This window comes from Proteus cibi, from assembly GCF_003144405.1.
Lineage (GTDB): Bacteria > Pseudomonadota > Gammaproteobacteria > Enterobacterales > Enterobacteriaceae > Proteus > Proteus cibi.
The window spans coordinates 22,362-46,867 of sequence record NZ_PENW01000015.1 but is presented as its reverse complement, the minus strand read 5'-3'; the positions used below and the strand labels follow the sequence as shown (position 1 = coordinate 46,867).

Annotated in this window: 23 protein-coding genes; 1 reads left to right on the top strand and 22 read right to left on the bottom strand. The window is 38.9% G+C overall.

The window, feature by feature from the left end; genetic code table 11:
• Positions 1-314: 314 nt before the first annotated feature.
• The 5 genes from pepT to lolC all read right to left on the bottom strand — a co-directional run bounded on the left by pepT (position 315) and on the right by lolC (position 5,755).
• Positions 315-1,559, bottom strand: coding sequence for a peptidase T (gene pepT, locus DK865_RS07790; protein WP_023582554.1), 1,245 nt, complete (start codon positions 1,557-1,559; stop codon positions 315-317).
• Positions 1,560-1,611: 52 nt separating this feature from the next.
• Positions 1,612-2,469 (bottom strand): Sir2 family NAD+-dependent deacetylase, encoded by an 858-nt coding sequence (gene cobB / locus DK865_RS07785; protein WP_109391609.1) that lies wholly within the window; start codon positions 2,467-2,469, stop codon positions 1,612-1,614.
• A gap of 85 nt (positions 2,470-2,554) precedes the next feature.
• Entirely contained in the window at positions 2,555-3,802 is a 1,248-nt protein-coding gene (gene lolE / locus DK865_RS07780) for a lipoprotein-releasing ABC transporter permease subunit LolE (protein WP_023582556.1), read from the bottom strand.
• Entirely contained in the window at positions 3,802-4,530 is a 729-nt protein-coding gene (lolD, locus tag DK865_RS07775; RefSeq protein ID WP_373930744.1) for a lipoprotein-releasing ABC transporter ATP-binding protein LolD, read from the bottom strand. Before lolD ends, lolE begins: the two co-directional genes overlap by 1 nt.
• 22 nt (positions 4,531-4,552) lie before the next feature.
• Positions 4,553-5,755: a lipoprotein-releasing ABC transporter permease subunit LolC gene (lolC, locus tag DK865_RS07770; protein ID WP_036913368.1), complete on the bottom strand. Its 1,203-nt coding sequence runs from the start codon at positions 5,753-5,755 to the stop codon at positions 4,553-4,555.
• Positions 5,756-5,949: 194 nt separating this feature from the next.
• On the opposite strand from lolC, the gene mfd reads away from it, so the two are divergent.
• Positions 5,950-9,399, top strand: a complete 3,450-nt coding sequence (mfd, locus tag DK865_RS07765; RefSeq protein WP_023582559.1) for a transcription-repair coupling factor — start codon at positions 5,950-5,952, stop codon at positions 9,397-9,399.
• Positions 9,400-9,468: 69 nt separating this feature from the next.
• Here the strand turns inward: mfd and umoD are convergent, their stop codons facing one another.
• The 17 genes from umoD to fabD all read right to left on the bottom strand — a co-directional run bounded on the left by umoD (position 9,469) and on the right by fabD (position 24,491).
• Positions 9,469-9,969: a flagellar biogenesis regulator UmoD gene (gene umoD, locus DK865_RS07760; protein WP_036913371.1), complete on the bottom strand. Its 501-nt coding sequence runs from the start codon at positions 9,967-9,969 to the stop codon at positions 9,469-9,471.
• Between the two features lie 853 nt (positions 9,970-10,822).
• Positions 10,823-12,130 (bottom strand): NAD(P)/FAD-dependent oxidoreductase, encoded by a 1,308-nt coding sequence (locus DK865_RS07755; protein WP_109391608.1) that lies wholly within the window; start codon positions 12,128-12,130, stop codon positions 10,823-10,825.
• Between the two features lie 454 nt (positions 12,131-12,584).
• On the bottom strand, positions 12,585-13,124 hold the full coding sequence (ycfP, locus tag DK865_RS07750; RefSeq protein ID WP_023582561.1) for an alpha/beta hydrolase YcfP: 540 nt from the start codon (positions 13,122-13,124) through the stop codon (positions 12,585-12,587).
• Complete coding sequence (gene nagZ / locus DK865_RS07745) at positions 13,121-14,140, bottom strand: beta-N-acetylhexosaminidase (protein ID WP_023582562.1); 1,020 nt, start codon at positions 14,138-14,140, stop codon at positions 13,121-13,123. The genes ycfP and nagZ overlap by 4 nt, the downstream gene beginning before the upstream one ends.
• Positions 14,141-14,178: 38 nt before the next feature.
• The gene (locus DK865_RS07740) at positions 14,179-15,063 is read right to left on the bottom strand and encodes a phosphotransferase (RefSeq protein WP_228407736.1); all 885 of its coding nucleotides are present in this window, start codon (positions 15,061-15,063) and stop codon (positions 14,179-14,181) included.
• Positions 15,056-15,637 carry a penicillin-binding protein activator LpoB gene (locus DK865_RS07735; protein ID WP_023582564.1) on the bottom strand — a complete coding sequence of 194 codons (582 nt, stop codon included), beginning with the start codon at positions 15,635-15,637 and terminating at the stop codon, positions 15,056-15,058. The genes DK865_RS07740 and DK865_RS07735 overlap by 8 nt, the downstream gene beginning before the upstream one ends.
• A 17-nt stretch (positions 15,638-15,654) precedes the next feature.
• The gene (locus DK865_RS07730; protein WP_023582565.1) at positions 15,655-16,056 is read right to left on the bottom strand and encodes a YcfL family protein; all 402 of its coding nucleotides are present in this window, start codon (positions 16,054-16,056) and stop codon (positions 15,655-15,657) included.
• A 39-nt stretch (positions 16,057-16,095) separates the two neighbouring features.
• Complete coding sequence (gene hinT / locus DK865_RS07725) at positions 16,096-16,446, bottom strand: purine nucleoside phosphoramidase (protein ID WP_036913377.1); 351 nt, start codon at positions 16,444-16,446, stop codon at positions 16,096-16,098.
• A 42-nt stretch (positions 16,447-16,488) separates the two neighbouring features.
• The gene (locus tag DK865_RS07720) at positions 16,489-17,274 is read right to left on the bottom strand and encodes a metal-dependent hydrolase (protein WP_109391606.1); all 786 of its coding nucleotides are present in this window, start codon (positions 17,272-17,274) and stop codon (positions 16,489-16,491) included.
• A gap of 201 nt (positions 17,275-17,475) precedes the next feature.
• Positions 17,476-18,459 carry a DNA polymerase III subunit delta' gene (gene holB / locus DK865_RS07715; RefSeq protein WP_109391605.1) on the bottom strand — a complete coding sequence of 328 codons (984 nt, stop codon included), beginning with the start codon at positions 18,457-18,459 and terminating at the stop codon, positions 17,476-17,478.
• Positions 18,456-19,103 (bottom strand): dTMP kinase, encoded by a 648-nt coding sequence (gene tmk, locus DK865_RS07710; RefSeq protein WP_023582568.1) that lies wholly within the window; start codon positions 19,101-19,103, stop codon positions 18,456-18,458. Before tmk ends, holB begins: the two co-directional genes overlap by 4 nt.
• A 2-nt stretch (positions 19,104-19,105) precedes the next feature.
• The gene (gene mltG, locus DK865_RS07705; protein ID WP_023582569.1) at positions 19,106-20,128 is read right to left on the bottom strand and encodes an endolytic transglycosylase MltG; all 1,023 of its coding nucleotides are present in this window, start codon (positions 20,126-20,128) and stop codon (positions 19,106-19,108) included.
• Positions 20,129-20,145: 17 nt separating this feature from the next.
• On the bottom strand, positions 20,146-20,973 hold the full coding sequence (pabC, locus tag DK865_RS07700) for an aminodeoxychorismate lyase (RefSeq protein WP_109391604.1): 828 nt from the start codon (positions 20,971-20,973) through the stop codon (positions 20,146-20,148).
• 132 nt (positions 20,974-21,105) lie between these two features.
• Complete coding sequence (gene fabF / locus DK865_RS07695; RefSeq protein WP_036913381.1) at positions 21,106-22,347, bottom strand: beta-ketoacyl-ACP synthase II; 1,242 nt, start codon at positions 22,345-22,347, stop codon at positions 21,106-21,108.
• A 74-nt stretch (positions 22,348-22,421) separates the two neighbouring features.
• The gene (acpP, locus tag DK865_RS07690) at positions 22,422-22,658 is read right to left on the bottom strand and encodes an acyl carrier protein (protein ID WP_004247087.1); all 237 of its coding nucleotides are present in this window, start codon (positions 22,656-22,658) and stop codon (positions 22,422-22,424) included.
• A gap of 157 nt (positions 22,659-22,815) precedes the next feature.
• A complete protein-coding gene (fabG, locus tag DK865_RS07685) occupies positions 22,816-23,550 on the bottom strand; it encodes a 3-oxoacyl-ACP reductase FabG (RefSeq protein WP_023582572.1) in 735 nt (244 codons plus the stop codon).
• Positions 23,551-23,558: 8 nt separating this feature from the next.
• Entirely contained in the window at positions 23,559-24,491 is a 933-nt protein-coding gene (gene fabD, locus DK865_RS07680; protein WP_023582573.1) for an ACP S-malonyltransferase, read from the bottom strand.
• Positions 24,492-24,506: the final 15 nt, after the last annotated feature.

Sequence of the window (24,506 nt, the reverse complement as noted above, 5' to 3'; positions counted from 1 at the left end):
CTATTACAATAAAATAGCCTATATTTTAGGTTTAAAAAACTCATAATTAATATTCTCATTATTATAAAGTAGTTCTATTTTAGACTAAGCTATGCTATTGGATCTATTACAGATTAATTTCCAACGATTCCTTCTATTTTATTTTATCCATTTACCCTAAGGTAAAATGAAATTTTTACTGCTTTGATACCATCGAGGGTTCCAATACCATTTAACTAAAAATAAAAATCGCCCAGAAAGTCTATTTAGCCATTATAAAAAAAATAATAGCCGATATTTCGGCTATTATTTTTATTTTTGATACTAATAAGCGATTAGTTAATCACTTTAGCCTTTTCTCTTTCAGCTGTAATTTCAGCAATACGCATAATCACGCTCACAGCCGCTTCCATGCCTTCTAAAGAGATAAATTCATGCTTACCATGGAAATTATAACCGCCAGTAAAAATATTAGGGCAAGGTAATCCACGATAAGAAAGTTGAGCTCCATCTGTACCACCACGAATAGGCTTGATATTTGGCTCAATATCACAATCAATCATAGCTTGTTTAGCTATTTCAATAATGTGAGGGAATTGAACAACCTTATCATGCATATTGTAATAGCTATCATCAATCGTTAGCTCAATATAGCAGTCAGGATGCAGGCCTTTACCCACTTTCTCCGCAATCGCAATCATATTTTGTTTACGTTTTTCAAATAAGTTACGATTAAAATCACGGATAATATAATGCATTTCCGCTCTTTCTACCGAACCTTTGATACTTTGCAGATGGTAAAAGCCTTCATAGCCATCGGTATTTTCTGGTGTTTCATCAACAGGTAACTCCTGATGAATACGTGTTGCTAATCCTAATGCATTAACCATCACCCCTTTTGCACTGCCAGGGTGAACATTGTTACCGACAATTTTGATATTCACGGATGCCGCATTGAAGTTTTCGTATTCCAATTCGCCAACACCACCACCATCAACAGTATAAGCCCAGCTTGCGCCAAATGCTTTTAAATCTACATAATGCGCACCACGACCAATTTCCTCATCGGGTGTAAATGCAATACGAATATCCCCATGAGGTCGATTGGTTTCTTTTAGGCGTACCATGGCAGTAATGATTTCAGCGATACCGGCTTTATCATCAGCACCTAATAACGTTTTACCGTCTGTGGTGATTAATGTTTTACCAATCATTGAATGTAAGATTGGGAACATAACCGGCGATAACACTTCATCGCCAATACCCAACGCAATATCACCACCACGATAATCTTCAAGAACTTGTGGTTTTACATGTTTTCCTGAAAAGTCAGGAGATGTATCAAGATGGGAAATAAAGCCAATAACTGGCACTGGCCAAGATACATTGGATGGTAAACTTGCCATTACACATCCCTTATCACTGAGCGTTACATCGGAAAAACCCAGTTTTTTTAATTCTTGAGCCAATGCTTTAGCAAGTTTTAATTGTCCATCACTGCTTGGTGACATTTTTGAAGATGGTTTTGATTGTGTATCAAAATTAATATATTCAAAAAAACGTTCTAATAATTTATCCATTTTGCCCCCTAAGATCTCTCTAAGAACAATAATAGGGAACTCTATAAAATAATTATTGCGTCAAATCAGCTTTAGGATCATTAATTAATTCAAACAATTTATGAACATATTCATCAACGACCTGACTTGCAGGACCATAATGTTTTTCTTCAAACTGACTTTCAACCAAACTTGGTTCGAGATTTAACTCAACGGTATGCGCTCCCGTTAACCGAGCTTCATGAACAAAACCAGCTGCAGGATAAACATTTCCAGATGTACCGATAGAGATAAAAATATCAGCCTCAGCCAAAGCGCGATAAATCTCTTCCATACCCATTGGCATTTCACCAAACCAGACAATATGCGGCCGTAGTGGTGATGGGAATTGGCAACAATGACAACGATCCGTTGTTTCTAAATCCCCTTTCCACTCAAATACTTGACGAGATTGAGGGCAACGCACTTTTAGCAATTCACCATGCATATGCAAAATATGTTTACTACCCGCTTTTTCATGTAAGTTATCAATATTTTGCGTAACAAGTAAAAAATTATCTTTACCTAAACGTTGCTCTAGTTTTGCTAATGCATAATGCGCTTCATTCGGTTGAATAGAGGGTTGTTGCAATTGGCGGCGACGTTCATTATAAAACTGCTGAACCAATTGGGGATTGCGTTGATAACCTTCAGGTGTTGCAACATCTTCAACGCGATGTTCTTCCCACAATCCATCTTCTGATCGGAATGTTTTAATTCCTGATTCAGCCGAAATGCCAGCCCCTGTTAATACGACAACTTTGGGTAAATTCATTTCATGTTCCGTTTTATGGGTTAGATGAAAATAACGACAACGTGAATGTTGTCTACGTAAACCTTTTATTTTACGAAACTTCCTAAGCCGACGATGACGAAGTTTAAGTTTCATCATTACAATCCTTGGTTTTCAAGTTTAAATATCGCGTTTTTTATCTTCATTAGTTTAAGCGTTTTTTCTTTTTTGTCTGTCAATAAACTTATTGTCCGCTTAAAATTCTTGCAGGATCTAGTTTAGTGGCTCGACGTGCAGGATACCAACTTGCAATCAGGCTTAAGATCACAGTGGTAATAAATACAGAGAAAACGTCAATTAAATGCACTTCTGAAGGTAGAAAATCGACGAAATAAACATCGCCAGACAACACACTATGCCCTGTTAATGATTCAATCATAGACACTAATGGTGTTAAATTATAAGCAACCAAGACACCGAATATCACACCGGCAACACAGCCAATCATGCCCGATAATAAGCCGTACCATAAAAAGATATTACGAATATGGCTATCTCGTGCACCTAATGTTCGTAAAATAGCAATATCACTACTTTTATCTCTTACCGCCATTATCAGCGTTGAGACAATATTAAAACAAGCGACACCTATCACTAAAATCATCGATAAATACATAATGCTACGGATCATCTGAATATCGCTATACATATAGCCATAATCGCTTATCCAACTTTTAGCATAAACATATTCTTTACTATTTAAACCTGCATTATGAATAATCTCATTCGCGAAAAAAGGATCTACGGTTTTCACTTCAATCCCTGTAATGCCTTGCCCATAGTCCATATATTGCTGAGCATCGGCTAAAGGCACTAACGCTAATTGATGATCGAGCATACCACTGAGTTTAAATATGCCACTGACTTGTAAGCGAACACGTTTAGGTTGTAAAAGCTTTGTTGGATCATCATTATTGGGAATTAATACAGTAAGCCAATCACCTTGTTTGATCTTTAATGCATCAGCAACACCTTGCCCAATAATAATTTGTTGTTTACCTGCCTGAAAATCTTGCCATGCATTATTTTGTACATATTGAGGTAATAAGCTGATATCACCTTGTTTTTCAGGTGAGACCCCCATAACTTGCACTGCCTTTAACTCGGTTCCCTTTTCTAATAATCCAGTGAGTAAAATATAAGGAGCAGCAGCGACAACACCTTGGGTATTTTCAATACGGGGTAATGCGGATTGCCATTGCACAAATGGCTGTTCTACTGAATAAATTTGTCCGTGAGGCACCACAGATAAAATACGGTTTTTTAGTTCACGTTCAAACCCATTCATGGCACTTAGACCAATAATTAAGACAGCAACACCAAGCATAATGCCCAGCGTTGAAATGACTGAAATTAAAGAAACCATTCCCGCACGTTTTCGTCCTCTTGAAAAACGTAATGCGGTCACTAATGCAAGTGGCAATTGCGCCATTATTTCACTCCTGAAATTGCGTTTTGTGACTGTAGTTGACCATCTTTCATTTCGAGTTGGCGCTGAAAACGAGCAGCCAGTGACAAATCATGCGTTACAACCAGAAAAGCAGTTTGTTTTTCTTTGTTTAATTTAATCAATAATTCGAAAATTCCTTCTGCATTTTTCTGGTCAAGATTACCCGTTGGTTCATCCGCAAGGACTAATGCAGGATCGTTCACTAATGCTCTCGCAATCGCAACACGTTGTCTCTCACCACCAGAAAGCTCTGAAGGACGGTGATGAGCACGATCTTTTAACCCAACCGCTTCAAGTAAAGACATCGCTTTTTCTTTCGCAATGGAAGCGCTCGTGCCACCAATCATCAGTGGCATAGCAACATTTTCAAGCGCTGTAAAATCAGGTAATAGATGATGAAATTGATAAATGAAGCCCAATTGACTATTACGTAGATCGGCCTTTTCAGAAGAGGATAATTTATTAAGTGATTGCCCTTTAAAAAAGACTTCACCTGATGTTGGAGAATCTAATCCACCTAGTAAATGTAATAAGGTGCTTTTACCTGAGCCTGAACTCCCTACGATGGCAAGAAAATCCCCCTTATCCATTTTAAAAGAGACGGATTTCAGCACCTGTGTGGAAATAGAACCATCTTGGTATTGTTTACATAGGGCGTGGCAATCCAATAAACCCTCTTTGTTAATTTGTATTGGTTTTTCTGATGCCATTGGTTGTTTATTCAAAGAAGAATTACTCATAACGTAGCGCCTCTGCTGGCTGAATAGCCGCGGCCCGCCAAGACGGGTATAAAGTGGATAAAAGTGAAATGACAATAGCGGAGAAACCGATCATAAAGACGCGTCCCCAATCAAGTGTTGCGGGCAATTCCACACCTTGAGGGATAAGTCCTACCGCGGGCATAATGACGTTTAATTGGCTTGAGAGTAATGCACCTAGCAGCCCCCCCGCTACCGCGCCTAAAATACCTGCACCTGCACCTTGTAGCATAAAGATGGACATAATCTGAGCGCGTTTTAAGCCCATCGTTTGCAAAATAGCAACTTCACCTTGCTTTTCCATCACCAACAAAGAAAGTGAAGTAATAATATTAAAAGCCGCCACTGCGATAATTAAGCTTAATAATAATCCCATCATATTTTTTTCCATTTTAACCGCTTGGAAAAATTCACCTTTACGTTCGCGCCAATCTTTCCAACTTAGATTTTTATCTAACGATTGTGCACTGTATTTTTCAATATTGAGAGGATCAGTAAAGAAAAGACGCCATCCGGTAATATTACCCGGCTGATAACGCATTAAACGTGCGGCATCTTGCTGATTAACTAAGATTTGTGAGGCATCTGCATCGCCACCACTGTGGAAAATACCTTTAACAGTAAATAATCGTTGGCTAGGTAATCTTCCCATTGGCGTTAATTGGCTTACACTTGGCACAATAAGGCGGATGCTATCTCCTTCTTTTGCTTTTAGCTGTTTAGCAAGGCCACTTCCTAAAATCACACCATAGTCACCTGCTTTCAGCATAGAAAAATTGCCATAACGAATATGTTTCGTTAAAGGTTCATCTTGCTCTTTTTCTATACCCAGCATGACACCAACGCTGATATTGTCTTTACTCTGTAAAACAACATCGCCTTCTACTAAAGGGGTAACGTTTATGATACCTTCACGCGTCAGTAATCTTTCAGCTATATTTGAATCTCGAGGTAATTGCCCATTAGGTGATGTCACGATGGCTTGTGGAATATAAGCAAGAATGCTTGCTTGCAATGACCGTTCAAAACCATTCATGACAGAAGTCACTGTGATCAGTGCCGCTACACCTAACATAATCCCTAAAGCGGATAACCATGAGACGAAGCGACCGAATTTATCGACCGCACGACCCCGCATATAACGGAGCCCTATATAAAATGAGACAGAATTGTACATGAAATCTGTGCTGTTCCTGTTGCTAATGCGAAGTGTTCAGGGATAATAAAGGGTAGTCTTACTGAATGGAACCACTCTATTCCCAAACTGTGGTTTTTTCTTTTATCTTAACCTGCCCGCCAGTTTAAGCTTTAGCCATTAAGCTAAAGATGTGTTGGGAGTTAACTACAACAAAGAGTTCACATTACACGCTTATGTCCTCAGAATATCGTTATCAACTTCCTATAAAACAAGGGGATACTCGTCAGCTAGGTCAACTGACTGGTGCCGCTTGTGCTCTAGAATGTGCAGAGATCATCAAACGTCACTCTGGATTAGTCGTTCTTGTTACTCGCGATATGCAAAATGCATTACGTTTACAAGATGAAATCCGTCAGTTTTGTGATTATCCAGTAGAGACATTATCGGATTGGGAAACGCTGCCATACGACAGTTTTTCACCTCACCAAGAAATTATCTCAAACCGCCTTTCTACGCTATACCGTATTCCATCACTTCTCAAGGGAATTTTAATCTTACCTGTCAATACGTTAATGCAGAAGGTCTGCCCGACTGATTATCTCGCAAGTCATGCGTTGGTAATGCAAAAAGGAGAGGTACTTTCTCGTGATAATTTACGTAAAACATTAGATGAAGCGGGATATCGTCATGTCGAACAAGTATTAGAACATGGGGAATACGCAACGCGTGGTGCATTATTAGACTTATTTCCTATGGGAAGCGAATTTCCTTATCGTATTGATTTTTTCGATGACGAAATAGATAGTTTGCGTACATTTGATGTCGATACACAACGGACACTCGCTGAAGTTGAGCAAATTAATTTACTCCCCGCCCATGAATTCCCAACAGATACAAATGCGATAGAAATTTTCCGTAGCCAATGGCGTGAACGGTTTGATGTAAGACGTGATCCTGAACATATTTATCAGCAAGTCAGTAAACACATATTGCCAACGGGAATTGAATATTGGCAATCCCTGTTTTTTGAACAGCCTTTATCTAACTTATTTGCTTATTTCCCTAAAAACACATTGATAGTGACGCAAGATCTACAAGATTTTGCAGAAAAATTTTGGCAAGACATTAATCAACGTTTTGAAAGCCGTCGCGTTGATCCTATGCGCCCACTGTTACCACCTGATGATATTTGGCTAAATGTTGATAAATTTAATAAAGAGTTAAAACAGTGGCCTCGTATTCAACTTAAAACAGAAACGTTGCCAGAGAAAGCCGGACAAATCAATTTAGGCTATCAACCTCTTCCTGATTTATCGATTAACGCTCAAAGCAAATCACCTTTAGATAACTTACGCCGATTCCAAGAACAATTTTCAGGCAGTGTGATTTTCTCTGTTGAAAGTGAAGGACGACGCGAAACCGTACAAGAGCTTTTATCACGGATAAAAATAGCCCCCAAGCAGATCATTGAATTATCTGACGCTCAAGAGAAAGGTTTTTACTTTATCATTGGTGCTGCTGAACATGGATTTATTGATAGCCATCGTCAATTAGCCATGATCTGTGAAAGTGATATGTTAGGCGAACGCATTAACCGTCGTCGCCAAGACAATCGTCGCGCAATTAATACCGATACCTTAATTCGCAACCTTGCTGAATTAAGTATAGGGCAACCCGTTGTTCATCTTCAGCATGGTGTTGGTCGCTATCAAGGAATGACAACGTTAGAAGCGGGTGGCGTTAAAGCTGAATACTTGATGTTAAGCTACGCAGGTAATGACAAGCTTTATGTTCCTGTTTCATCACTGCATTTAATCAGTCGTTATTCTGGTGGCGCAGATGAAAATGCCCCACTCCATAAATTGGGTGGCGATGCATGGGTAAGAGCGCGCCAAAAAGCCGCCGAAAAAGTGCGAGATGTCGCAGCAGAGTTATTAGATGTTTATGCTCAACGGGAAGTAAAAACAGGCTTTGCCTTTAAAATGGATAAAGAGCAATACCAAGCATTCCGCCAAAGCTTTCCTTTTGAAACAACACCTGACCAAGAAATGGCTATTAATGCTGTACTGAGTGATATGTGCCAAGCTATTTCAATGGATAGACTGGTCTGTGGTGATGTCGGATTTGGTAAAACCGAAGTTGCGATGCGCGCTGCCTTTCTTGCCGTTAACAACAATAAACAAGTCGCCATTTTAGTACCAACCACCTTATTAGCTCAGCAACATTTTGATAATTTTCGTGATCGCTTTGCTAATTGGCCCGTTAACATTGAGATGATCTCGCGTTTTCGTAGCGCAAAAGAGCAACAGCAAATCACCGAAAAACTGGCTGATGGAACCGTTGATATTGTCATTGGTACACACAAACTCCTTCAACCGAATATCCAATGGAAAGATTTAGGGCTATTAATTGTCGATGAAGAGCACCGTTTTGGTGTTCGTCACAAAGAGCGTATAAAAGCCATGCGCGCAAATGTCGATATTTTAACGCTAACAGCAACACCGATCCCTCGTACATTGAATATGGCAATGAGTGGCATGCGTGATCTTTCGATTATTGCAACACCACCAGCACGCCGCTTATCCGTGAAAACCTTTGTACGAGAATATGATGATTTAGTGGTACGCGAAGCTATCTTGCGTGAAACATTGCGTGGTGGACAGGTTTATTACTTGTATAACGATGTTGAAAATATCGAAAAAGCTCGTGAAAGACTCGCTACGCTTGTCCCTGAAGCGCGTATTGGTATTGGTCACGGACAAATGCGTGAACGTGAGCTTGAACGTGTGATGAATGATTTCCATCACCAACGTTTTAATGTATTACTTTGTACCACCATTATTGAAACAGGTATCGATATCCCAAGTGCGAACACCATTATTATTGAACGTGCAGATCACTTTGGTTTAGCGCAATTGCATCAGTTACGCGGTCGTGTCGGTCGTTCTCATCATCAAGCTTATGCTTATTTGTTGACACCACACCCTAAAGCAATGACAAAGGATGCTCATAAACGTTTAGAAGCGATTGCTTCATTGGAAGATCTGGGTGCAGGTTTTGCATTAGCGACTCATGATCTCGAAATTCGAGGCGCGGGTGAATTATTAGGTGAAGAACAGAGCGGTCAAATGAATACCGTTGGCTTCTCACTTTATATGGAATTGCTAGAAAGTGCGGTAGAAGCGCTTAAAGAGGGTAGAGAGCCATCACTTGAAGATCTCACCAATCAACAAACTGAAATTGAGTTAAGAATGCCGGTCTTATTGCCTGATGATTACATTCCTGATGTAAATGTCAGACTTTCATTCTATAAGCGAATTGCCAGTGCAATCGACTTAACAGAGCTTAATGATCTAAGAGCAGAGTTAATTGACAGATTTGGTCAATTACCTGATGCAGGACGTTATTTACTGCGTAATGCCGCGATCCGCTTAAATGCAATGAGTTTGGGTATTACTCGAATTGAAGCCCATGATAAAGGCGGATTTATTGAGTTTGGTGAGAAGAACAAGGTTGATCCAGGATATTTAATCAGCTTACTTCAAGAACAACCTGCTATTTTCCGTTTAGATGGTCCATCAAAATTGAAATTTATTACTGATTTAACTGAGCGTGAGAAACGACTCACTTTTATTGATGATATGTTAAGTGCATTTGATGAGCATAAAACAACCGCACTTTAGCCGTTATTAAATCCACATAAAGGCGTAATTGAAGCACTTCATTACGCCTTTCTTTTTATATTATTTGATTTACTCTTTGCGACAAGGCACTTTTTCATTCATAGAACAATAAGGCTCTTGTTCTAAAATCAGTCTACCATCAGAATCTAAGGCGATAACTTCACCGGGTTTGAACGTGGTACGCACCTTGCCCGGTGTTCCATCGATAGTATAAAGCACATCATAACCCACAATTCTACGCTCTTGACGATAAATCGGGATGCACTCTTTAAATTGAGGGTAAGGGAAACTAGCAATATTGCTGTTATTGAGTGCTTCAATCATATAAAACACTCGACACTCTTGCTCTGCAGGGTGAAATCGTGACAATTTTTCTGGTGTAAAAGGTGTCGGTAATCCAATTCGATGACAATACTCTTCTGTCACAAAAACAGTCGATTTAATCGGTGTAGCCGAAACGACATGAGCGTATTGAGGTTGGGGAAATACCCACCTCCATGCAATAAATGAAAGAATAGCTAATACAATGATCAGTCCTATTAGTGTGTACTTTTTGACATTAACACCCACTTTCACCCCTTTTTATTTGTTTTATCCTTAATTGCCATCGATGCGTAATAAAAGCCTCTGGTTCACTCTAACTGGCTAATATATTTAGTATTCAATAAATGAATTCTCTAATCTGATAGCTTAATTCAACATCCATGCTGATTAACATAATAAGTAAACTACGTATTTATGACATGTTAAATACACCACTTATTTCTGTTTTAATTACTTAATTAAATAAATACTGACGATATTCTCACGACTTACACATTATATTAAGATAGATCTTAATTTATTAAGCTGAAAAAATAGAAATCGTTATACTATTTATAATATATCATTATGATAACACCAAGTTAACAAATGTCGCCTAAAAATAGGATATATTTCATATTTAATTTCATATTCTAAAATTTACTTTTAAGATTTGTAAGATTATTTAATCCAATTAAATACGAATAAAAATAACAAGTTAAGCTTATCTCTAATAATTTTCACTTATTATCTTTCTTATACAAATCTACTAAACACCATAACACTTTATTTGATGAATTAATGAATTAAACATCATTTTTTATTTAAGAAAAGTCTTAAATAATTTAACGCTATAAATAAAATAACCGCTATTTTCAATATGACAAGATTGAACTTAATAATAAAATTATATTTATCATTATTCTATTGAACGCTAGAGTTATTGGTTATTTTTGATATAGAAAGATAAATCATCTAGTGCTTTATGCTAAGATTTTTTATCTTATTTAGATATTCTCATTTAATTATTTAATTTAAAAGAAAAATAGATAAAAAACCCTCATATAATATGAGGGTTTTAAAAGGTAACTTTTGTCTTATCTGTAAAACAAAAGATAAATTAATGAAGTTTTAGTTTAGGTCTAATCACTCGATTGATTGACCCAACTAACATCATAAGCCCAGTTTTGATATAACCATGCAAAGCAATTTGATGCATTCTATATAAAGAAATATAAACAATCCGCGCTATGCGCCCTTCGATCATCATGTCCCCTTTCATCAAATTCCCCATCAAACTCCCCACCGTACTAAATTTAGAGAGTGAAACTAATGAGCCGTGATCGGTAAATACATAATCTTTTAACGGCTTATCTTTTAACATTGCTAAGATATTGCCGTAACAACGGCTTGCCATTTGATGTGCGGATTGTGCTCTTGGTGGAACAAAACCGCCTTCTTTTCTTGGACAAGAAGAACAGTCACCAATCGCAAAGATAAATTCATCTACGGTTGTTTGTAAGGTTGGTTTAACAACCAACTGATTAATACGGTTAGTCTCCAGACCGGCAATCTCTTTCATAAAATCGGGGGCTTTAATACCCGCCGCCCACACCATTAAGTCAGCATCGATATGCTCACCATCTTTGGTGTTTAATCCACCTTCATCTGCGCTTGTGACCATAGTTTTAGTCATCACTCGCACACCTAATTTTGTTAATTCTTGATGTGCAGCACTAGAAATACGTACTGGTAATGCAGGTAAGATACGTTCTCCAGCTTCAACCAAAGTGATATTTAATGCTGAAGGTGCTAATTTTTTTAATCCATAACTATTAAGCTGGCGGACTGCATTATGCAATTCAGCTGAAAGCTCAACCCCCGTCGCACCACCACCCACAATCGCAATATTTACCTTACGATTTTCTTCTTGTGCATTGTTATCTGCTGAATATTTTAAAAACAAATTCAACATTTCATTATGGAAACGATGTGCTTGTTGAGGACTGTCCAAGAAAATACAGTTCTCTTTAATACCCGGTGTGCCAAAATCGTTTGATTTACTGCCTAACGCCATTACTAAAATATCATAGTCTAATGTGCGCTCAGGTACGAGTAGCTCTTGCTCTTCATCATAAATAGCAGCCAGTGTGATAGTTTTTTGCTCACGATCAAGCCCAGTTAATGAGCCTAATTGGAAATTGAAATGATGGTTATAGCCGTGTGCTAAATAGCTTAAAGCATCAACACCATCATCCAAAGAGCCTGTTGCCACTTCATGTAACAAAGGTTTCCATAGATGACTATTGTTACGATCCACTAAGGTGATTTCTGCTTTTTTGCTGCGCCCTAATTTATTGCCTAATTTGGTCGCCAGTTCTAAACCACCCGCGCCACCACCGACAATAACAATTTTTTTTAATGACATTTAACGTCACTCCATAAAGATATTTACTGTTGTTATTTAAATAGTCTTAGTGAAATCTACTTAAATAACGACAGTTAAATCGTTTCGGCTGTTATTTTTGTTCTTAAGCAAGTTAATTGGAAATATGGTCATACCAAAGTTGATTTATATCAAAAATATTTGAATATTCATATCTATTTTTTGAAGAAAACCGTCGTTTTTTGCCTTTTACTGATGAATAAATCACCATCAAAAACATAAAAATATTTGTTTTATTATTAAATACAATGAATTAGAGATATTGACATAAGAAAGAACATTAAAACTATTAGTGATAATTGAGATGATAAAAAATAAAGGGGCAAAACAAATATTGAAAAGAGAGAGATAGAAAGAACAGTATGGGCGTTTTAGCTACGTTAGATAAAAAATGGATGGCACAAACGCCATCCATTTTAAGCACATTACTTTGGTCTTACTCTTTGCTATTAAACGCTTTAATTTTAAATAGATGTTCAGAGAGGCTCTTAAATTTATGCGTTTGTACTTCATCCCAAATGACAGAGTAATAAGGCGATAATTCATCAGCAGAACGCTGGTTATCTAAAATCTCATCATTACGAGATAAAATCACTAAAGCGTTATCTTTGTTTTTAGAACGAAAATCTTTAATACATTTCGTTGCAATATCTAAATATTCTTCAGGTCTGTCGATTTTGTCTGTCATGTTTTCGTAAGGAAAAAGATTAGGATTAATCATTACCTGACGAATATTACATAAGAAACCAATACGCTCTGCCCAATACCCACCTAATCCTACACCGCAAATTAATACGGGCTCTTTCGTGGATTTAATCACTTTATCCGTCTCTTTCAGTAAGTGTTGCATGTCATGACGAGGATGCAACGTACTGTAGCTTAAAAAGCGGACATCAGGATCAATAAACTGTAGCTGTAAAACTTTCTCATGATTTCCAGGACTTGTGGAATCAAAACCATGTAAATATATAATCATGCTCGCTCCTGCCATTGCTCCTGTAATTGGGTCAGCAACTGATGCGCTTTTTTCCAACGATCAGAGGTTTGTAGCTCACTCAATGTGTAACGACCTCGGTGATGGTACAATGTGGAAATGCGTTCTGCTTTGACAGAGGACAGGTTATCTAACACACTTACTGCCCCTTTTCGGTTATTACACACTAAAAGCATATCACAACCGGCATCTAGTGAACGTTGTGCTCTTTCTGCATAACTTCCCATAATGGCAGCACCTTCCATCGATAAATCATCAGAGAAGATAACGCCTTGGAAGCCTAATTGTTCACGTAAAATGGATTTCAACCAGTACGATGAACCACTTGCAGGGCGCTCATCAACCTGAGAATAAATAACATGAGCCGGCATAATGGCATCTAATAACTGGCGTTGAATAAAGTCTTTGAAAATAGACATATCACGTTGGCGAATATCATTTAAAGAGCGATCATCACGAGGTGTTTCTTTATGAGAGTCAGCTCTTACCGCGCCATGACCAGGAAAGTGTTTACCTGTTGATTTCATGCCCGCAGAGCGCATACCTTTAATAAAGCTCTCTGCCATTGTCATGGCAATCTCAGGTGAATCATGGAAAGAACGCTCACCAATAGCAATACAGTTATGACCTAAATCGAGCACAGGTGCAAAACTGATATCAATATCCATGGCAATCATTTCTGATGCCATTAACCACCCAGCTTCTTGTGCTAAATGGCTGGCTTGATAACCTTCATTGAGTGCCGCATAAGATTGAGCTGCTGGTATGCGTGTAAAACCATCACGGAAGCGCTGTACTCGCCCTCCTTCTTGGTCTACGGCAATCACAAGGCGCTCATGAGATGCATCCCGAATTTGACGAACTAATTCATTTAATTGTTCAGCATCATGGAAGTTGCGGGTAAAGAGGATTAATCCACCGACAAGAGGATGCTTTAAAATTTCACGCTCTTCACTATCGAGTTCATATCCTTCAACATCAAGCATTACCGGACCCATAACATTCCTCTCTTTGTAATTGTGACAAGATAATGTCTTTAATTCGTCAGACTGAAATAGCGACGTAAAGGTTCAGACATTATTAAAAATGATCCATCTTTTGTTTGTTGCCAACGGACTTCATACCACATTAGCATCATATAAAAAATGAATGGCTCTCTTGAAAAAATACGCTCTTTCAACGTGTTCACAGAATAAATATCTGCCGCTTTGGGTTGAGCATAATGACAATGATACGAATAATAATAATCCAAAAACGTATTTTGTTGTGCCTCATTGAGTTGGTTTGTTGCAAAAAACGTCATCAACGAATCTGCTGTATCAATATCGGCTGCATATTCCCAATCAATAAATTTTATACCGGAATCACTAAGAAGAATATTCTCAACATGTAAATCCATGTGAGCAGGCGCGTATTTTATGAGATTGCATCGAGGTTGGCGTAAAAAATGTTGTTGTAATCGTAACCATTTAGCAGATAAACGTTTTCTATCAATACGCTGCCAATAAATTAATAATTCATGCTTTAAGTTAAGAGGAAAACCTAACGGAGTGTGTTGATGGAGTATGGCTATTTTTTCAGCCAACGGTTTTAAATAAACACTAAAAAGTGCTTGGTGAGTAAGATGTTCACCCTGTAACCAATAAAGAAAAAACCACTCTTTATAACGTGTAGCAACTTTAGGTGATAAATTAGAGCATGATAGCTGTTTTAAAATGGCGTATTCTTTTCTTCCATGTACATAAAGCGCTTTTTTTTCATCGCCATAATAACGAGCAACCCAGTCAATATCTGCACATTGCACACGAAAAGCACCACCGCCAGATCCTTCTAATGCAGTGATTTTCCATTTACTTAATGCCGTTGCAGGGAAAAGCGCTTGCAAGGCATTAAGCAAACTTGAGTAATGCGGATCACTCAACCTTATGGCGCCCATTCCAAAGAATTTCACCAGAGGAAACCGACATTAACTGCATACTGATCACACGGTTATCTTTTTTACCATCAACAGTTGAGAATAAAATATAATCAGCTTTCAAATAACGGGCTAAGCCAATCGCTGCACTACGAAGACCCAAGCTATCTTCACCTGATAAACCGAGGGCTTTTCGTGCTGAAATCATTTGCGTATAAGGTACCGTTTGCAATGCACTAATACTATTAACAGATTCAATAATGGTATTAGTTGCATTTACCGATTGAATATTCCCACCAGAATTATTTTTAACATTATCAACAACGATAAGTTTACCCGCTTCTAAATCACCAGTAACCGCCATTTCTCTAATTAAAGGAGTGACAGCAGCATTCCAATTAATACTCGTGATTTTAGGTGGCGTTGGCACAACTTCAATAGGTGGCTCTATTGGTTGAGGTGGCTCTACTGGCTCTGTAGGCGTCACCGGCTCTACAGGTACAGGCGGTTGTTGTGGCAACATAGATGGACAACCTGCTAATAAAAACACAGATATCGCCACAAATAGAACTCTTTTCATGCTCGTGTTACCTTATCCTAAGTAAAGAGATAAACTCTGACATAACTAATGGTTTTATCTGGTATATCACCACTAATTTCGGCATCACCATCACCAAGAATCGTCACATCATTTACATTCCCAGCCGGAGAAACTTCAAGTCCTTGTTCGTTATACCAATAAAAACGATAGCGAATAGTGACAGGGTAAGATTGTGTATTTGATAACATGACTGTCGCTTTTGTACCATTAGCATGGTGTTCAATGGTTGGCTGACCCGCAACAACGCCGACAACTAATACCGAAGGCTCCATAATAATCGCCTGCTGACGATTGAAATAGAGCTTATTATCTGAATGAGATGATAAACATCCTGTGAGCAATGTCGTCATAAACACAGCGATAAGTAATGAAAAAACGACCTTACCTTGTCTTATCATGTATTACTTCCTGTTATCCTGCTGTTAGTATCATATCCATTACTGGCTTAATAATGGTCCTAATGGTTTTCCACCAAGTAAATGCATATGGATATGGAAAACTTCTTGTCCACCATGTTTATTACAGTTCATCACTAAGCGATAGCCATCTTCTGCAATACCTTCTTGTTGTGCAATTTTTGCCGCAACAACAAAAAGGTGTCCTAATACTTGCTCATCTTCCGCAGTAACATCATTAACCGTAGGAATAAGTTTATTAGGAATAATTAGAATATGAGTGGGTGCTTGAGGTGAAATATCACGAAATGCAGTCACTGTATCATCTTGAAAAACGATATTGGCTGGAATTTCACCACGAATAATTTTACTGAAAATTGTTTCTTCTGCCATTTCCATCACCTTATTATTTATTTTAATTCCTGATTAATTCTATTAAGCAGGTAAGTTTTGAATATGAAAGAGCTTAGCAAAATTGCGTGTTGTTTGTTGCGCTAACTCTTCAACACTCACCCCTTTTAAGACAGCCATATACTCTGCAACATCACGGACATAAGCGGGTTGATTTTCTTTTCCGCGATGAGGAACTGGCGCTAAATAAGGAGAGTCTGTTTCAACTAAAATCCGATCAAGAGGCACGATACGAGCGGCTTCTCTAATTTGTTCAGCATTTCTAAATGTCACAATACCGGAAAAAGAGATATATAGACCAAGATCAAGTAATGCTGTTGCCGTCTCTTTATCTTCAGTAAAGCAATGCAAAACACCACCACAATCTTGAACTTTTTCTTCTTTTAAAATCGACAAAGTATCTTCGCGAGCACTGCGTGTATGCACAATAACGGGTTTATTAACTTGGCGTCCAATACGAATATGCTCACGGAAAATGTCACGTTGCAGAGCCGCATTTTCTTGTTGGTAATAGTAATCTAGCCCTGTTTCACCTAAAGCCACAACATCCGGTGCCGCTGCTAAACGTGCTAATTCTTCAATATCATGACCTTCATCTAAATTTAAAGGATGTATCCCACAAGAAAAGGCGATATTGTCACGTTTACCGATTAGCTCACGCATACTCTTAAAGCCCGGTAATGTAGTTGCTACTGCTAACATATATCGAACATCACGCTGCTGTGCTTTTTCGACAACATCATCAATATTTTCATGTAATTTTTCATAATCTAAGCAGTCGAGATGGCAGTGTGAATCAACTAAAAACATAACTTACTCTCATTTATCTGGTACGACTTATATACTCGTTATCCTTCAAGTTACAGGGGGTGTTGGCTACGCTCAGCAACCCGAATCACATACATGAGTATGCTCATCGGGATATCTTTGCTTGCCGCCTACCTGCAACTCGAATGAGTTAGAGTATAGGTGTTTTTTATTACAGCTAAATCATAATTAATATATAGATAATTAATTTTTTGTGGCTAGCTGATTTTCCCAATCTAGTAGCTGCTCTACTAGTAATAATTCTCTATTTAATGCTGGAATGGTCATTAACTGGTAACGACACTGTTTCCATCCATCAATCGTGGATAACAAAATATCCGAAGGCCATTGTGATAACGCCATAATCAATGCTTGTTGGTCTTGGTTCACACAATATACTTGTGCATTGGTTTGGTATTTTAATGCATCCAGCAGCAAGGATAACAACCAATACAAGCGACGTTCGGCATTATCTTGATTTAATTGTGGCAAAAATGAATATAAATCATGTTGTTGTATGCTTACATATAAAGCTTGGCAAAAAGTCGCTCTTTCTTTCCACTCATCTTTCAATAATGAAAGTGCTAAAACCGGAGCGTTCTGAGAGAGATTTAATGCCGTCACACTATTTGCATAAGGGATGTTTGGTAATTGTTGCTGTAACCAATGCGTTGCGTGCTGGAGATCTGGCGTTGCTAAATGATAATAAAAACAACGACTACGCAATGTCGCCAATAACACTTCCGGTTGCTGACAATTCAATAAAAAATAGGTGTTTTTAGGTGGCTCTTCTAACGTTTTGAGTAATGCATTTGCCGCCGCTTCTGTTAACGCTTCAACATCTTTTATCCAAACCACTCTGAAACCACTTTGCTGAGCATGATGTTCCAGCTTTTCAGTGACTTTTCTTACTGCTTCAATCCCAATAGAGGACTTACCCTTTTCACTCTGCAAAATATGCCAATCTGGGTGTGTTTCAGCAAGCATCAAACGACAGCTATGGCATTCATTACAACTTTTTAATCCCTGTTTATTCTGGCACATTAACCAACGACTTAATCCATAAGAGAGAGCTTCTCCTCCCATGCCTTCTATCGCATGTAAAAGCAAAGCATGATGACCACGCCCTTCTTGATACATGCTAATAAGTTGTCGATATGCCTGATTTAGCCAAGGATACCAATTCATAGTGATTTATTTTCCTGCTGAACTAGCCACGCGGTTAATGTTTGACGGATATCTGTTTGTACTTTTTCAATCGTTTGAGATGCATCTATCGTGATAATAGTATCATCACCTTTAGCTAATGCCTGATAACGTTCACGAGTGCGATAAAAGAAATCCATTGATTCTTTTTCAATCCGATCTAACTCGCCCCTAGCACGCGCTCTGGCAAGACCCATTGCCGGATCTAAATCAAGATACAAAGTTAAATCTGGGCGGAAATCACCAAGTACAGTATTACGAAGTGACAACATAAGATCTTTATCTAAGCCACGCCCACCGCCTTGATAAGCTTGTGAAGAGAGATCATGTCTATCGCCAATCACCCATTTACCTTCCGCTAATGCGGGTTTTATGACGTTCTCAACCAGTTGAACACGCGCTGCATATAGCATCAATAATTCGGCTTTATCCGTGACTTTTTCGCCGTCAATACCTTGCTTGATAAGTTCACGGAGTTTTTCAGCAAGCGGTGTGCCACCAGGTTCACGGGTAAAAGCCAGATTGGTGATACCTTTATCTTTAAGTGTATCAATAACCGTTTGGATTGCGCTGGTTTTTCCAGCGCCTTCTAATCCTTCAATTACAATAAATTTGCTGTTGTTCATAATTATCTTTGTTGTAAGCGTCGGTATTGTGCGACGGCTTTATTATGTTCATTAAGTGTGGTTGAAAATTTATGACCACCCGTTCCATCTGCAACAAAATAGAGGTAACGTGTATCCGCTGGATGTGCAGCCGCTCTAATTGAAGCAACACCGGGCATTGCTATTGGTGTTGGTGGCAAACCATCAATTTGATACGTGTTATAAGGTGTATAGCCATTTAAATCACTACGATAAATCGTGCCTCTATATTTATCCCCTAAACCATAGATCACCGTTGGATCAGTTTGTAATCGCATATTCGTTTTTAATCGATTGACAAAAACAGACGCAACTTTTGTTCTTTCAGCATCAATACCTGTCTCTTTTTCAATAATTGATGCCATGATAAGCATTTCATAAGCGGATTTATAGGGTAAATCACGGTCACGTTTGATCCACTCTTCTTCTAGTGTCTTTTCCATTTGTTGATAGGCACGTTTTAAAATTGCTACATCAGTTGTACCCGCAGTATAGTGGTAGGTATCTGGTGCAAACCAACCTTCTAGACTAGTGATCTCTGGCTTTATTCCTATTTCTTGACGTAGCTTATCGCTATCCATCGTGTGTGCAATAGCAGCAAGTTGAGGCGCTTGTTCAAAAATAGATTGCCAATCCTTTAAACGGCTTCCTTCTATAAAACGGATAGAAAACTGAGCTTCTTTACCACTTTTGATCAGCAATAAAACCTCATGTAATGTCATCCCGTTTGTTAAACGGTAAGTGCCTGCTTTAAATTGGCTTAGTTCTGGTTTGGCTTTTAATAAAACCTGAAAATAATCCCCTTCATTCAGCAGATTATTTTTTATTAATAGTTGCTCCATAGCAACACGCCCTGTTCCTGCGGGCACAGTCAGTAGCAATTCATCTTGTTTTACAACAATCTTTTCTTCTAGATCTCGAAGATGTTGCATCATATACAATGCAACGGCACCAAGGCTAATCAATAAGGCAAAAAAAACTATCCATACTATTTTTTTTATCTTCATTTATAACTCATTAAATTCTATTTAAGTGACAAACTGTGTTGTAAAACAACATGATAATAATCCCTATTAGGATATTGATAGCGCTTATCATCTGAAAAAGTGATTTGTGAAACGGGGATCACTGGCATCAACGCATTTGTTAACCATATTTCATCAGCTTGATAAAGTGTTTCAGGTTTTTCTCTCACAATATCAATTTCCCAATGATTTTTTTGAGCTAATCGAAAGATAGATTGGCGCATAATGCCATCTACCCCTGAATTAGTCAGATTGGGGGTAAAAAGCCTATTTTCTTTGCGCCAAAAAAGGTTCGCTGCATTGGCTTCAACTAAATATCCTTCATTATCACACACTAAAACATCATCAAATTCTGTTTGTTCTAAATGATATTTGATAAGGACTTGTTCTAGACGATTGAGGTGTTTTATCCCGGCCAATAAAGGATTTTGCCCTAAGGTAACTGGACTTATACCCAGCGATACACCTTCGCTCTGCTGGTTACGATAATGGGTAGGATAAGATGACAATGATATTATTACTGTCGGCGTTATAAATCCATTGGAGGAATACCCTCGTCCACCACACCCACGACTAATAATAATTTTAATAACACTTTTTGTTTGCGTCAGAGAAGCAATATCGATGATCTGTTTTTCAAGTTCAGACCAATTAGGATGAGGTAAGAAGAGAGCGTTGCAGCCTTGTTTTAAGCGATTTATGTGTGCAGATAACAAAATGGGATCACCTGACTCAACAGCGAGTGTTGTGAAACAACCATCGCCAAACTGTACCGCACGATCACTGGCATCTACATTTTGTTGCTGTTGTCCATTTACCCAATACATCTAACACACCTTGCATCTATGTTATTGATATCAATCTGCACATGATAAAACAACTGGCAGTAAAAGGACAAAATAAAAGACCCAGTATCATTCTGGGCCTTTAGGTATTTTCAACTTTCTACAAAAAACGGGTTATACGCGTTTAAAGAGAATTGAACCGTTAGTACCACCAAAGCCAAATGAGTTACACAGAGCATATTCCATGTTCTCAACTTTGCGTGCTTTATGTGGAACAAAATCAAGATGACAATTTTCGTCTTGATTATCTAGGTTAATTGTTGGTGGTACGATTTGATCACGCAGTGAAAGGATAGTAAAGATAGACTCAATAGCACCAGCAGCACCTAATAAGTGACCTGTCATAGATTTTGTTGAGCTAACTAATACATCAGTGCCTTTGCCAAATACGTTTTCTACCGCTTGTGCTTCAGCAACATCGCCAGCATTTGTTGATGTACCGTGTGCGTTGATATAACCCACTTCTGATGAGGCAATACCCGCATCTTTCAGTGCATTTGTCATTGCCAGCGCACCGCCTTCGCCATTTTCTGCCGGTGAAGTCATGTGATAAGCATCGCTGCTCATACCAAAACCTACGACTTCAGCATAAATTTTAGCACCACGGTTTTTAGCATGTTCGTACTCTTCAAGAACAAGAACACCCGCACCATCACCTAATACAAAACCATCACGATCTTTATCCCATGGGCGGCTAGCCGCTTGAGGGTTATCGTTACGTGTTGATAATGCACGAACAGCACCAAAGCCACCTAAACCTAAAGGTGTGGTCGCTTTTTCGGCACCGCCCGCCAGCATTACATCTGCATCACCATAAGCGATAATACGTGCAGCATGTCCAATATTATGAACACCTGAAGTACACGCTGTTGCGATAGAGATTGTTGGGCCACGAAGACCATACATAATGCTTAAATGCCCTGCAACCATATTAATGATGGTTGAAGGTACAAAGAATGGGCTAATTTTACGAGGACCACCATTCATCATCGATGTATGGTTTTCTTCGATAAGGCCTAAGCCACCAATACCAGAACCAATAGCAGCTCCGATACGACTTGCATTGGCTTCTGTTACTTCAAGACCTGAATCCGCAATGGCCTGCACACCCGCTGCAATACCATATTGAATGAAAAGATCCATCTTACGCGCATCTTTACGCGAAAGATTATAATCTTCATGATTGAAATCTTTTACCAATCCAGCGAATTTAGTCGCATGATGACTGGTGTCAAAATCTTCGATAAGGCCGATACCACTCTGTCCGGCACACACAGCTTCCCAAGAAGCTTCTGCGTTATTACCGACAGGAGATAACATGCCTAGTCCGGTCACAACTACACGACGCTTAGACACGCTTATCCTCCAAGGAGGGAAAAAGTTTAGGATTAAAAATATAGGCGGTCGAGTGACCGCCTAGATTAGCAAGCTTATTTACCTGCGTTTTCAACGTAATCAATAGCAGCTTGAACTGTAGTAATTTTTTCTGCTTCTTCGTCTGGGATTTCGATATCGAATTCTTCTTCCAGAGCCATTACCAGCTCAACTGTGTCAAGAGAATCAGCGCCTAAGTCATCAACAAATGAAGCTGAATTTACAACTTCTTCCTCTTTAACACCCAGTTGTTCAACAATGATTTTCTTAACGCGTTCGTCGATAGTGCTCATACTATTAAATTTCCTATCAAAACTCGCTTGCGCGATGATTTTCTTAGTTTATAAATACAGGAAAAGATCTAACCAATCCCGACTGTGTGGACTACTTTATTCGCTATATTTTGCATTATATTGTACGCAAAAAGCAAATATAAAGACGTCCCCATAATTAGATCATGTACATGCCACCATTGACATGCAATGTTTCACCCGTGATATAGCTCGCTTCATCAGAAGCTAAGAAAGCTACAGCACTGGCAATCTCTTTGGCATCACCTAAACGGTTAGCAGGGACTTGAGATAAAATACCTGCTCTTTGGTCGTCTGTTAATGCTCTAGTCATATCAGTTTCGATAAAGCCTGGAGCAACAACATTCACCGTAATGCCACGGGAAGCAACTTCGCGTGCTAATGATTTACTAAAACCAATCACACCCGCTTTCGCCGCCGCGTAGTTTGCCTGTCCTGCATTACCCATGGTTCCAACAACAGAACCAATAGTAATTATACGACCATGACGTTTTTTCATCATAGCACGCATAACTGCTTTAGACAGACGGAAGACTGATGAAAGATTAGTATCAATGATATCTTGCCACTCATCATCTTTCATGCGCATCAACAGGTTATCACGAGTAATACCTGCATTATTGACCAAAATATCAATTTCGCCAAATTCAGCACGCACATCGGCTAATAATTTTTCGATAGAGTCGTTTTCTGTGACGTTTAACACAAAACCCTTACCCTTACCGTCTAAATATTCGCTAATCGCTTGCGCGCCGTTTTCACTCGTTGCTGTACCAATTACTGTCGCACCACGTGCAACTAAATCTTCTGCAATCGCACGGCCAATGCCACGGCTTGCACCAGTAACTAGCGCTATTTTTCCGTCAAATCCCATGAGATCCCTCAGTCATTTCCTAATGCAACATCTAATGATGCAAGATCATTAACTGCTGCAGCGTTCATCTCTTTAGAAATACGTTTTGTTAAACCAGTTAATACTTTTCCTGGTCCGATTTCTAATAGTTGTGTGATACCTTTTTCAGCAATAAGTTCAACCGTTTCAGTCCAGCGAACCGGATTATAAAGCTGGCGAACTAACGCATCACGGATTGCATTGGCATCTGTTTGCGCTATCACATCAACGTTATTAACAACCTGAATTTCAGGTTGTTTAAATTCGATTTCTTGCAATGCAACTGCAAGTTTATCAGCAGCGGGCTTCATTAAAGCGCAGTGAGAAGGCACACTTACCGCTAATGGTAATGCACGTTTAGCACCGGCTTCTTTACATAACACACCCGCGCGTTCTACCGCTTCTTTGTTACCGGCAATAACAACTTGTCCCGGTGAGTTAAAGTTTACTGGTGAAACAACTTGCCCTTGAGCAGCTTCTTCACAGGCTTTTGCAATAGCGTCATTATCTAAACCGATAATCGCATACATTGCACCAGTACCCGCAGGAACGGCTTCTTGCATCAGTTGACCACGTAATTCTACTAATTTAATTGCAGCAGCGAAATCAATAACTCCCGCACACACTAAAGCAGAATACTCGCCAAGACTGTGACCTGCCATAACTTGTGGCATTTTGCCTTGTTTTTCTTGCCATACACGCCAGATAGCAACAGAAGCGGCTAATAGTGCTGGCTGTGTTTTCCATGTTTTGTTTAGCTCTTCTTCAGGGCCATTTTGAACTAAATCCCAAAGAGAGTAACCCAATACATCAGATGCTTGAGCAAATGTTTCAGTCACGATTGGATATTGCTCTGCAAGTTCTGCAAGCATTCCAATAGCTTGTGATCCCTGTCCGGGGAAAACCATTGCAAAATCAGTCATGTTTATTTTCCTGAT

What these genes read in the sequence shown, in the direction of transcription:
- pepT (WP_023582554.1), bottom strand. Translation starts at nt 1,559, where the DNA reads ATGGATAAATTATTAGAACGTTTTTTTGAATATATTAATTTTGATACA.
- cobB (WP_109391609.1), bottom strand. Translation starts at nt 2,469, where the DNA reads ATGATGAAACTTAAACTTCGTCATCGTCGGCTTAGGAAGTTTCGTAAA.
- lolE (WP_023582556.1), bottom strand. Translation starts at nt 3,802, where the DNA reads ATGGCGCAATTGCCACTTGCATTAGTGACCGCATTACGTTTTTCAAGA.
- lolD (WP_373930744.1), bottom strand. Translation starts at nt 4,530, where the DNA reads ATGGCATCAGAAAAACCAATACAAATTAACAAAGAGGGTTTATTGGAT.
- lolC (WP_036913368.1), bottom strand. Translation starts at nt 5,755, where the DNA reads ATGTACAATTCTGTCTCATTTTATATAGGGCTCCGTTATATGCGGGGT.
- mfd (WP_023582559.1), top strand. Translation starts at nt 5,950, where the DNA reads ATGTCCTCAGAATATCGTTATCAACTTCCTATAAAACAAGGGGATACT.
- DK865_RS07755 (WP_109391608.1), bottom strand. Translation starts at nt 12,130, where the DNA reads ATGTCATTAAAAAAAATTGTTATTGTCGGTGGTGGCGCGGGTGGTTTA.
- ycfP (WP_023582561.1), bottom strand. Translation starts at nt 13,124, where the DNA reads ATGATTATATATTTACATGGTTTTGATTCCACAAGTCCTGGAAATCAT.
- nagZ (WP_023582562.1), bottom strand. Translation starts at nt 14,140, where the DNA reads ATGGGTCCGGTAATGCTTGATGTTGAAGGATATGAACTCGATAGTGAA.
- DK865_RS07735 (WP_023582564.1), bottom strand. Translation starts at nt 15,637, where the DNA reads ATGAAAAGAGTTCTATTTGTGGCGATATCTGTGTTTTTATTAGCAGGT.
- DK865_RS07730 (WP_023582565.1), bottom strand. Translation starts at nt 16,056, where the DNA reads ATGATAAGACAAGGTAAGGTCGTTTTTTCATTACTTATCGCTGTGTTT.
- hinT (WP_036913377.1), bottom strand. Translation starts at nt 16,446, where the DNA reads ATGGCAGAAGAAACAATTTTCAGTAAAATTATTCGTGGTGAAATTCCA.
- DK865_RS07720 (WP_109391606.1), bottom strand. Translation starts at nt 17,274, where the DNA reads ATGTTTTTAGTTGATTCACACTGCCATCTCGACTGCTTAGATTATGAA.
- holB (WP_109391605.1), bottom strand. Translation starts at nt 18,459, where the DNA reads ATGAATTGGTATCCTTGGCTAAATCAGGCATATCGACAACTTATTAGC.
- tmk (WP_023582568.1), bottom strand. Translation starts at nt 19,103, where the DNA reads ATGAACAACAGCAAATTTATTGTAATTGAAGGATTAGAAGGCGCTGGA.
- mltG (WP_023582569.1), bottom strand. Translation starts at nt 20,128, where the DNA reads ATGAAGATAAAAAAAATAGTATGGATAGTTTTTTTTGCCTTATTGATT.
- pabC (WP_109391604.1), bottom strand. Translation starts at nt 20,973, where the DNA reads ATGTATTGGGTAAATGGACAACAGCAACAAAATGTAGATGCCAGTGAT.
- acpP (WP_004247087.1), bottom strand. Translation starts at nt 22,658, where the DNA reads ATGAGCACTATCGACGAACGCGTTAAGAAAATCATTGTTGAACAACTG.
- fabG (WP_023582572.1), bottom strand. Translation starts at nt 23,550, where the DNA reads ATGGGATTTGACGGAAAAATAGCGCTAGTTACTGGTGCAAGCCGTGGC.
- fabD (WP_023582573.1), bottom strand. Translation starts at nt 24,491, where the DNA reads ATGACTGATTTTGCAATGGTTTTCCCCGGACAGGGATCACAAGCTATT.